The organism is Novipirellula sp. (genome assembly GCF_041583735.1).
Taxonomy (GTDB): domain Bacteria; phylum Planctomycetota; class Planctomycetia; order Pirellulales; family Pirellulaceae; genus Novipirellula.
The window spans coordinates 1-11,161 of the sequence record NZ_JBFHFD010000261.1; the positions used below are offsets into that span (position 1 = coordinate 1).

Sequence of the window (11,161 nt, forward strand, 5' to 3'; positions counted from 1 at the left end):
CGCTCGTCTCCATGCTCCTGCTCAACATTGATAGGATCCTCTAGCTGCGAACATGACGCCGCAAATCGAGCGTGATCGGATATTCACATCGGTTCGCCAATGGGGGGAGATCCGCGATATCAAACTTTTCACCGCTCATCGTTGCACGTTCAAACTGAGCCGCCCGTCTCGATTCGGCTTCGCTCGCATTGATCGGGAACCGTTCATGGCTGCGTCCCGCCGGATGCACCGCGTGGTAACGACATCCGCCAATTGATTGACGATTGCGAAGATCGACGATATCGAATTTTAGAGGCGTGTGAATACCAATCGTCGGATGTAAACACCGCGGCGGTTGCCAAGCACGATATTTAACGCCCGCAACATATTGGTTCTGGACCCCGGTCGGATGCATCGGTACACGGACTTGATTGCACAATACCGCATAGCGAGCCGAGTCCATTCCGTCGACAAGAATCTCGAGTCGTTCGAGCGACGAATCGACATAGCGAGCCGTCCCGCCCGATCCCGGTTCTTCGCCCATCACATACCACGGCTCGATCCCGCTTCGCAGCCGCAACTGGACGCCTTGATGGGTGACCTCGCCGATCTTTGGAAAACGGAATTCGTGTTGCGGTGCGAACCATTCCGAACGCAACGTGGCGCCGCGGCGATTCAGATCGTCGATCAAATCACAAAGATCCTGCCAGACGAAATGAGGCAACATAAAGCGATCGTACAACGTGGTTTGCCAACGTGACATTGGCTCTTGATACGGCTTTTCCCAGAACACGGCGATCGCGGCACGAATCAACAACTGTTGAGCGAGGTTCATTCGCGGGTTCGGTGGCATCTCGAATCCACGCAGCTCAACAAGCCCGAGTCGGCCGGTCGACGAGTCCGGCGAATAGAGTTTGTCAATGCAAATCTCGGTGCGATGCGTGTTGCCGGTCAAATCGACCAACAGATCGCGAAACAAACGGTCGACCAACCATGGCGGTTGATGCTGCCCAAGCGTGTCGAGTTGACTCAGCGCAATCTCCATCTCGTAGACCGCATCGACACGCGCTTCGTCCATCCGTGGCGCCTGGCTGGTCGGGCCAATAAAACGACTGCTAAACAAATACGAAAGTGCAGGATGATTATTCCAAAACCGAATCATGCTGGCCAACAAATCCGCTCGCCGAATAAACGGACTTTCCGACGGCGTCGATCCACCAAGCACGATATGGCTTCCTCCACCCGTGCCAGTGTGACGCCCATCAAGGTCAAATTTTTCGGCGCCAAGTCGACTCTGTTTCGCTTCCTCGTACAGTGTCTCGGTCAGATGCACCAACGATTCCCACGAATCGGTCGGCTGCGTGTTGATCTCGATCACTCCCGGATCCGGCGTGACTTTGAAATACTCGATACGGTCATCCGGCGGTGGCAGATAACCTTCCAGGATCACAGGAACATCCAGCTTCACGCAAGTCTGCTCGATGGCCGAGACCAGGTCGAGGTAATCTTCGAGTCGCTGTGTCGGAGGCATAAAGACATGCAGTCGCCCAAAGCGACACTCGACACAGAGCGCCGTGCTAATCACATCGTCAATGGTCGGCAAATCATCGGGATCCTCTTCGTCAAGCGTCTGTTCGTTGACCGGAAGCGTCGCCAATTCTTCACCGCCAAGAATAACCGACTCGTTTCCTTTTCCTAACGGTGGCAACGGGGGATGTGCCGCAAACGGATCCGCAGGCGTCGTATGAAAGACGGCGTTGGAACTTGTGCCACTGGGCAACGATTCAAGCGGCAAACGAAGCCCGATCGGTGAATCGCCAGGAATCAGATACAGTTTTTCCGCACGAACCGGCCATCGCCCACTGATCCATCCCGGATTGGCTTGCCACCAAGCCCGACGCAGCGGCAACACACATCCCACTGGCTTGCTGAGCCCTTGAGTGAACGTACGCATCATCATTGCGCGTTCGTTGGGATCGTCCAATTTGGGGTCGGTCGGGTCGACATCGACCGGCAAACGATTTTCTCGCCACAAGTAGTGAAATACGTCTTCGTAAACCGGGAACGACATCTTAGCATTGATGCCCAGCTCGGACGCTAAGATTTGTACAAATCGACTCGCGTCATCGGCGGTTAATCCGTAATCCTTGCCTTCGTCGGCGATGTATTGCGGATCATTCCAAACGGGCTGCCCATCACGCCGCCACATACATGTCAACGCCCAACGCGGCAGTGATTCGCCGGGATACCACTTGCCTTGACCATAATGCAACAAACCGCCCAGAGCAAACTTGTCGCGAAGCCGCAGCAGCAACACGTTGCTGAGCACCCGCTTCTCTTCGCCCACCGCATCGGTGTTCCACTGAGGGTCTTCCATATTGTCGATAGAAACGAACGTTGGCTCGCCCCCCATCGTCAAACGCACATCGTTTTTTCGCAAACGCTCGTCGATCTGTTGACCGCTTCGCAGAATCTCGGACCACTGTTTTTCCGAGTAAGGCTTGGTGACACGAGGATCTTCGTAGATCCGCGACACGGTCATCGTATGCTCGAATTCGACCTCACACGCTTCGTGGCCGCCCGTGATCGGTGCGGCACCGGTGTAGGACGGGGTACAGGCAAGCGGAATATGGCCTTCGCCCGCGAACAGACCGCTGGTGGGATCCAGCCCGACCCAGCCCGCACCGGGCAAGAAGACTTCGGTCCAGGCATGCAGATCACAAAAATCGGCGGTCGGTCCCGAGGGCCCTTCCAACGGCTTTTCGTCCGCGGTCAATTGGATCAGGTAGCCCGAGACAAACCGCGCCGCCAATCCCAATTGACGAAACGTTTCGACCAGCAACCAAGCCGAATCACGGCACGAACCGCTGCCCAACGACAACGTTTGCTCAGGCGTTTGCACGCCCGGTTCCATTCGCACTAGGTACTTGACTCGCTGTTGGGTCAAGCGGTTGATCTCGACTAAAAAGTCATTAATGGACGTGGTGGCCCTGGGCAGCGATGCAACCCACTCGTCAAATTTCTTCGTCGCAACCGGCTTCGTCAGATAGGGCGCAAGTTGTTGTTTGACGTCGGCGTCGTAATCGAAAGGCCAATTTTCCGCATACGATTCGACAAAGAAATCAAACGGGTTGATGACCGTCATGTCTGCGGTCAAATCGACCGTCACACAAAGTTCTTTGGTCGGTTTCTGAAAGACAAAGCGGGCAATCGGATTGGCAAACGGATCTTGTTGCCAATTGACAAAATGGTCCTTGGGCTCGACCTTAAGGTTGTACGCATCAATCTTAGTCCGCCCATGATATGCCGGGCGAAGCCGAACCAACTGAGGCCCCAAATGGATCGCACGCGAATACAGGTAACGTGTTTGGTGATGCAGTGTGACACGAATGGTCATGAAGTCGTCGATATATTGAAATAGTCTTGGTTCAGCGAGCTACCAATTTGATTTAGCTCTTGCTGCAAATTGTCGATAAATTGATGCATCCCACCGGCCAACACCTCTTTCACATTGGTCGAGGACATCCGATGCCGCAGCGCCGCCATCTGCTTCTTCGCCGTGCCCGATGACGCGGAATTCGAAACCTCTTGAATCGCATCCAACGATGCATCGGCACCCGCGACGCAGGACAAAATTGAACGCGGAAAGGTGCGATGGAACAAGAAAAAGCTGACTACTTTCTCGATGTCCATCAAATGATGTTCGCGGCGATACGTTTCAAATCCACTGATCGCCAACAACAGCGCCGACCACTGCAAATCATCCACGGCGGTCCCCACATCATCGACGCGAGGCAACAAATTAAAGTATTTGACATCCAAGATTCGTGACGTCTTGTCGGCGCGTTCGATCAGCCGGCCGAGGTTGGCGAAATGCCATCCGGTGTCGTGCGCCATGGTGCTGTCGAGCACTCCTGACCAAAACAACGCATGTTGCCGTACCACATCAAAGAACTCGGCCGTCGGATCAGTAATCGTCTCGGCCACCGAATCGTTCACGAAGTGATAGAACTCGTTGATCTGCAGGAACGCTTCGGACGACAATCCCTCGCGAACACTTTTCGCATTTTCGCGAGCACACCGTAGCGATGTCAGCATCGAACTATGGTATTCGGTATCAAACGCTAGAAATTGGACGACGTTTTGCGAGTTGGCCTCGCCATACTTTTTCGCAAACCATTCATTGTCCCCGGTGACCTGCACAAGCGGCTCCCAAGGATCGACCAAATTCTCGGGTTGATCCAGCACGATCCCAAGCGTGATCTCCAGAAATCGGGCAAGATTCTCCGCTCGTTCTACCTGGCGGCTCATCCAATAGATTGATTCAGCAACACGAGAAAGCATGGGAGTATTGTGTCAGAAGAAAAAGGAAGTTGTATGAATGACGAGGAGCCGGATTACCAAGTGATCCGTCAGAAAAACACGTTCCGCCTCCTGCTCGCGCGCGAGACGAAACGGCGATAAAAACAGGCCGCTCGCTAACTGAGTTCATCGATCGCAACGGATTGCCCCGGATCGGCCACCACCCACGTGTCCTTGCTGCCGCCACCCTGCGAGGAATTCACAACCAGCGACCCTTTCCGCAGTGCCACGCGAGTCAATCCGCCCGGCATCACCCATACGTCATCTTCGCTATTGCAAAGAATGTAGGGACGCAAATCGACATGCCGCCCCTCGATGTTGCCATCGGCAAGCGTGGGCATCCGAGACAGCTGCAGTGTTGGCTGGGCAACAAAATTACGTGGGTTTTCGCGAATTTTCTCCGCAAACTCGGCCCGTTCTTTCTTGGTCGCGTGAGGCCCAATCAAAATCCCGTAGCCCCCTGACTCGTTGGCGGCTTTGACGACCAACTCGTCCAAATGAGCAAGTACGTACTTGCGGTCTTCGGCTCGCGAGCAGACATAGGTGGGCACATTGGCAAGAATCGCTTCCTCATTCAGATAGTAGCGAATCATGTCGGGGACAAACGCATAGATCACCTTGTCGTCGGCGATCCCGGTTCCCGGTGCGTTCGCCAAAGCGACGTTGCCGGCACGATAAGCACTCATCAACCCTTTCACACCAAGCATCGAATCGGGACGGAACACGTCGGGATCGAGGAAGATATCGTCGACGCGTCGGTACAACACATCGACTTGCTGCAGCCCATCGGTGGTCCGCATGTAAACGACGTCTTTTTCCACCACCAAGTCGCGGCCTTCGACAAGCTCGACTCCCATTTGCTGGGCCAAGTACGAATGCTCGTAATAGGCGCTATTGAAAACACCGGGCGTCAACACCGCCACGGTGGGATCATTGATATCCTCGCGTGCCATGCCTCGCAACATCTGATACAAGCGAGCCGGATAATCACGCACCGGCCGGACGCGTGACGCACTGAAAACTTGCGGAAAGTTCTTTTTCATCACGTGCCGATTTTGCAACACGTAGGAAACGCCCGAGGGGCAACGCAGATTATCTTCGAGTACGTAAACCGCGCCGGTATTGTCACGGACAAGGTCGGTTCCGGTGACATGACACCAAACATTGCGAGGCGGTTTTAAGCCAACACATTGTGGCAAAAACGTCGATGCCGAATCGATCAAGTCACGCGGGATGACGCCATCTTTGACGATTTGCTGCTCGTTATAGATGTCACCGAGAAACAGATTCAAAGCTTTAATACGCTGCTTCAGCCCCGCTTCAATATGATGCCACAGCATCGTCGAAACGATTCGCGGCACGATATCAAAAGGCATGATCTTTTCCGTCCCCGCCGCATCGCTGTAGACCGTAAACGTGATTCCCATTTGATAGAGGGCACGTTCGATCGCCTTCTGCCGACGCAACAATTCTTCGGCGGGCAACCTGTTGATCCGGTCAATCAACATCTCGGCGTCCGGCCGGGCGACCGTTTTGTCGTCGACTAATTCATCGAAAAACCCGTCGGTTTGATAGTCCAACAATTTGGGTGGGGCGATCGACTGAGTCTGGCTTTGAGATTGTGAGGCCATTTGAAAAGCAACGGTTTCCTGAAGAGGGAGCTCTAGTGTCAGTCCGATTCATGATCGACGCACTCGTTGAATCCGCATCTTACCAGTTCCGCCGTTCTGGTTCTGATAATTCTATAGCGAATGATCCGAGATGATAGTGACCTTGAACGATTTCGGTTGCAACGCAGTTCCACCAAGCCTTTGGAATATCGCTAACGGTGGACAGTGACGGATTGACGATTTCCCAGCAATCAAGTCCAGCGGCGCAACCATTTTTCAAGGATCAGCAAATTCCACAATCGGTAACCGTGATTCTGCTCGTTTTGTTCGTGGGATCGTACCAATTCGGCAACACGGTCGCGACGCAAAAACGGCTGGATCTTTGCATCCTCGGCCAACAACGTTTCGTGAACCATCGGCTTCAATTCATCACGGAACCAATTTGCAATCGGAATTCCGAAGCCCATCTTTTTTCGTGTGAAAATCGATGGCGGAATCATCGATCCAAATGTGTCCTGCAATATCAACTTGCCTCGACCACCCCGGAATTTATATCGCACCGGAAGCGTCGCAGCAAATTCGACCACGCGGTAATCCAACAACGGCTGACGCACTTCCAAGGCGTTCCCCATCGACGCAATATCGACTTTGGTACACAAATCGCACGGCAAATAGGTCAACACATCGCTCGCCGAAGCCCGACTCACCACGTCACGACCCTTGGAACGAGCCCAGGCGGCATCAAGAAAATCAAAAGGATCGTCACCCGGCAAACGCTCAACAAAGTCGTCGCTGTACAACGACGCGCGAAGCGATTCGGGAAAGATTTGTAGCCAATTCAAATAACGACGTGCCGTCGGTTGCCCCAACGCCTCGAGAAACCGCTTGGCACGCCGCACAACCGACCGACGCTTCTCGGAATCAGGCAACCGCTGGACCAAGCCGATCCCTGGAACCTGATGCAGCGGAAACATCTTCTGCAGTTTATTGCTGAGCCATAACGCACGGTACCGCTCGTAACCGGCAAACAACTCGTCGCCGCCGTCACCCGACAACGCGACCGTCACCTGTTTGCGTGTCAATTCGGACAAATACCAAGTCGGAACCGCCGACGAATCGCCGAACGGTTCGTCGTAGTGCCAGACAAGTTTGTCGATGACATCGACGCCATGTGGCATCACCTCAAAGCGTTGATGGTCGGTCCCAAGATGCTTGGCCACTTGGGCGGCGTAGGCGGTTTCGTCGAAATCTGCGACGGGGAATCCGATACTAAACGTTTTGATCGGTTGATCCGAAAGCGATTGTGCGATCGCCGTGATCAACGACGAATCGATGCCACCCGACAAAAACGATCCAAGCGGTACATCGCTCTGCATTCGCAACCGGACCGAATCGGTCAACAACTCTCGCAACCGGTCGCACGCGTCGCCGTGTGAGATCGGAATTTCGATCGATGGGTCGTAGTCCCAATAACGCTCGACGCGAACCTGCCCGTTTTCAAAGACCGCAAAATGGCCCGGCGGCAACTTCCGCACGCCCTTCCAAATCGTTCCCGGAGGAGGGATGTATTGGTAGGTCAAAAATTCGTCGATCGCCGCGGGATCAATCTCGTTGCAAACGCCCCCTGCGGCCACGAGGCACTTCAGCTCGCTACCGAAAACGAGCCGGTTGTCTTTGAGTGCATAATAGAGCGGCTTTTGCCCGATCCGGTCGCGTGCCAGCACTAGCCGATTTCGCTTGGCATCCCAGATGGCGATCGCAAACATCCCGTTGAGCTGGGAAAAACAATCAGTTCCCACATCCTCGTACAGATGCAAAACCGGTTCGCCATCGCCGTGCGTGGCAAAAGTGTGCCCGGTTCCTTCGAGCCGACGGCGAAGCGTTTTGAAATTGAAAATCTCGCCGTTAAAGACCATGCGGACGCTGCCGTCCTCGTTGGCCATTGGCTGGCGAGCCCCCTCGAGATCAATGATGCTCAGCCGGCGAAACCCCAACCCAACGCCCACTCGATTCCCATAGGCATCGTGGTGATCCGTATCGATCCACATCTGTGAATCATCGGGCCCACGATGCGCGATCGAATCGGTCATCTTGCTCAGCAGCGTTTCATCGACCGCCACCTTCGCGCTGAGCCAAACCGCCCCGGTAATCCCACACATCGAGTTGTCGTTTCCTAGTAGTTTGAAAAGTGCGGGATAGGCTTCCAACCTGTCATCAAGAGCACGTTTAGATGACCGCGAAATATAAGGCTACGAAATATAGGGTAGCGAAACTCGCCAAGAGTTTGGTTTCCTGAACCGAAAAGCCGAAACTCTTGGTGACTTTCGCTACGCTGAAAAAGAAGTGTTCTTAGTGACAGGCTGGAAGCCTATCCCACTGTCCTTAACAGGCGATCGCTCGCACGGCATCGATGAACTCTCGCATCGATTGAAAACGCTGACTCGGCCGTTTCTGAATCGCTCGCATCACCACATCGTCGGCCGCCTTGGGAATATTGCGTTCGGGCGATCGTTCGCTCGGCGGTGGAATTTCTTTGTGCTTGATGTTCTCGAACGTCTCGTTGATATCGGCACCCCGGAACGGCTCGCGTAGCGCCAACATCTCGTACAGCACCACTCCGGCGCTAAAGATATCGGTGCGTTCGTCAATTCCGCGATTGCCGTTCACTTGCTCGGGCGACATATACAGCGGCGTTCCCGGCCGCTGGCCACCCCCCGTCAACGTTCGCAACTGCTCGCCATCGGACTCGCGAGTCTTCAACACGCTGCGGTTGATCGGTTCGTTGTCATCCGCATGCCCCCAAACTTTGGCGACCCCCCAATCCAACAAGATGACTTCACCAAAATTTCCGACCCAAATGTTTTCGGGTTTAAAGTCGCGGTGAATCACTCCGCGTGCGTGCGAATAAGCAAGCGCTTGGCACGCGCTGGCGACAATTTCCAAGCGAGCATGCATAGGAAAGGCCGCGATCGTCGCTTCGTCCTGTCGTGCGATCCGCTTCAAGATCTCGAAAAAGTTCTCTCCCGAGATCCGCTTCATGACAAAGTACATCCCCTCAACTTCGTCGTTGCCGATGTCGTAAACCGGCACCGTATTGGGATGCTGCAACTGGGCCGTGACCCGTGCCTCGCGAAGGAGACGTCGCTGCTCGCGTCGATCATGCCGCGTTTCAGGCAACAACGTTTTGATGGCAACGGTACGTCCCGTCACGCAATCGAATCCTGCCCGCAATATCGCACTGCCGCCGCGAGCCATCTCGCGCATATTGCTGTAGCGGGCAAGTCCTAGAGGCACGTTCTGGGGGAGGTCCGGATCGGTGCCTGACAGAATGATGGTGGGTTCGCTAATCATGGTCTCATTGTATGCCAAATCGAAGCGTCCAGGCACTACCAACTCTATCGGCTACTTTACTAGCCGCAGCCTCAATGTTTCTGGGGCTGAACGACGACTTTCATCTGGTCGGGGTCCCCCGCATGCAGTCGCTCGAACCACTGTGGAGCATCATTTAACGAAATCTTGGCCGTTATCAGTGGCTCGACTTTAATGATCCCGCGGTTCATCAGATCGATGCATTGCGGGTATTCCCCATTACATCCACACGTGCCTCGCAACGTAATCTCACGCGTCACGACCGATTGCAGAGGCAATTCAATTTTGGGAGACACGTTTCCCACCAACGTCACGCTGCCGCCCTTGCGGACCGATTCAATCGCCGTGTTGATCGTGGGCGTCGCGCCGACAACCTCCAGCGCCACGTCGGCTCCGCGGCCTTCGGTCAATTTGCGCACCTCCGCAGGCACGTCAACTTGATCGCCTCGCAAAACCACGTCCGCGCCAAGCTCTTTGGCGACGGCCAAACGTTTGTCGTTCAAATCGACCGCGATCACCTGCGTCGCCCCCGCCGCACGAACCGCTTGAATCGTCAACAACCCGATCATCCCTGCCCCCACCACGACGGCGGTATCGCCCAGCGTGATTTGGGTGACATTCGCCGCATGCACCGCCACCGAAACCGCTTCGACGAGCGCCGCATGCTCAAACGGCAAACCTTCCGGCAATGTGTAAACGATCCGTCGAGGCACGCTGATCTGCTCGGCGAACGCACCATGACGACGGTATTCACCACAGGAAACGCCCAACACCATGCGGTTATCACACAGGTTTCCATCGCCTTGTCGGCAAAAATGGCACTCGCCGCACGAGACCATCGAATCGAACGTGACTCGCGTTCCCTCCGGCAAATCAGTTACATTTTCGCCCGTGGCGATCACAATCCCGGCCGCTTCGTGCCCCATCACCAACGGCGGAATACGACGCCCGGTGCTGCCGTCATAGCCATGAATATCGCTGCCGCAGATGCCGCACGCTTCGACCTGAATCAAAACATCGTTGGCCCCCACTTCCGGGGAATCGACGTCGGTGACTTGCATCTCTTTATATTCGGTTAGCAATAACGCTTTCATGGTTGTCTCAATCGCGTAATGATGGTGCCCTTCGTAGGATCGTTCCCGCGCTGCGGAAACGTCCCTAACAAAGATAATTGGGGGGGAGGACGGTCGCAGTTTATCACAAGGAAGCCAAAATTGAACGACGACGACGAAACACTCACCGCCTACCACGAAGCAGGCCATGTGGTCGTCGGCTATCTGCTTGGCGCCCAGATCGAAGAAGTTCGGCTTGATAGCATGATCGACGACGATTTACCCCGGCGTTTTGGCGATTGTTTGGTCAATTGGGGAAAAGTGGATGCCGGCTGCGACTGGCAACGACAACGCGAATTGATGACCATCTTGGCCGGTCCCGTCGCCGAGATGATCTATCGAGGCGAGCGGCTTCATCCAGCCCACTTCGGGCCTTGGCAAGGCGATTGGCAACAAGCATGCGAGCGATCGGTCGGCTTGTTCGCCAGCGGCGTCCAGCAAGTCCGATTTCTCGAACAGCTGATCGCCCGTCTGTATCGCCGGATGGAAGACGAGCAGTGGTGGGCAGCGATCGCGGCGGTCGCCGACGAATTGATGGCCCACGAAGCACTCGAACACGACGACGTCGCTACCGCCGTCGCATTCTGGCTAGGCTAACGTGGGATAGGCTTCCAGCCTTTTTATACCCCAAAACTTTTTCTTGCCCTTTCTCGTGCGTGTGCGAATGATTCTGCGAATTAGATTTTCATCGCACGGAGGTTGCACGGATGGTTATCGATTGGGTACGGC

Annotated in this window: 7 protein-coding genes; 1 reads left to right on the forward strand and 6 read right to left on the reverse strand. The window is 54.9% G+C overall.

The annotated features are described in order from the left end of the window. Window positions 1-40: 40 nt before the first annotated feature. The 6 genes from ABX962_RS18845 to ABX962_RS18870 all read right to left on the reverse strand — a co-directional run bounded on the left by ABX962_RS18845 (window position 41) and on the right by ABX962_RS18870 (window position 10,414). Window positions 41-3,376 (reverse strand): DUF2126 domain-containing protein, encoded by a 3,336-nt coding sequence (locus ABX962_RS18845; RefSeq protein ID WP_372721580.1) that lies wholly within the window; start codon window positions 3,374-3,376, stop codon window positions 41-43. Next, entirely contained in the window at window positions 3,373-4,323 is a 951-nt protein-coding gene (locus ABX962_RS18850; RefSeq protein ID WP_372721581.1) for an alpha-E domain-containing protein, read from the reverse strand. Before ABX962_RS18850 ends, ABX962_RS18845 begins: the two co-directional genes overlap by 4 nt. 134 nt (window positions 4,324-4,457) lie before the next feature. Next, window positions 4,458-5,972 (reverse strand): circularly permuted type 2 ATP-grasp protein, encoded by a 1,515-nt coding sequence (locus ABX962_RS18855; RefSeq protein WP_372721582.1) that lies wholly within the window; start codon window positions 5,970-5,972, stop codon window positions 4,458-4,460. A gap of 230 nt (window positions 5,973-6,202) precedes the next feature. Continuing rightward, window positions 6,203-8,110, reverse strand: coding sequence for an asparagine synthase (glutamine-hydrolyzing) (asnB, locus tag ABX962_RS18860; RefSeq protein ID WP_372721586.1), 1,908 nt, complete (start codon window positions 8,108-8,110; stop codon window positions 6,203-6,205). Window positions 8,111-8,333: 223 nt separating this feature from the next. Beyond that, on the reverse strand, window positions 8,334-9,302 hold the full coding sequence (locus tag ABX962_RS18865; protein ID WP_372721583.1) for a serine/threonine-protein kinase: 969 nt from the start codon (window positions 9,300-9,302) through the stop codon (window positions 8,334-8,336). 71 nt (window positions 9,303-9,373) lie between these two features. Continuing rightward, a complete protein-coding gene (locus tag ABX962_RS18870) occupies window positions 9,374-10,414 on the reverse strand; it encodes a galactitol-1-phosphate 5-dehydrogenase (RefSeq protein WP_372721584.1) in 1,041 nt (346 codons plus the stop codon). A 120-nt stretch (window positions 10,415-10,534) separates the two neighbouring features. Between ABX962_RS18870 and ABX962_RS18875 the strand changes: the two genes are divergently transcribed. Then, window positions 10,535-11,029, forward strand: coding sequence for a cell division protein FtsH (locus ABX962_RS18875; RefSeq protein ID WP_372721585.1), 495 nt, complete (start codon window positions 10,535-10,537; stop codon window positions 11,027-11,029). Window positions 11,030-11,161: the final 132 nt, after the last annotated feature.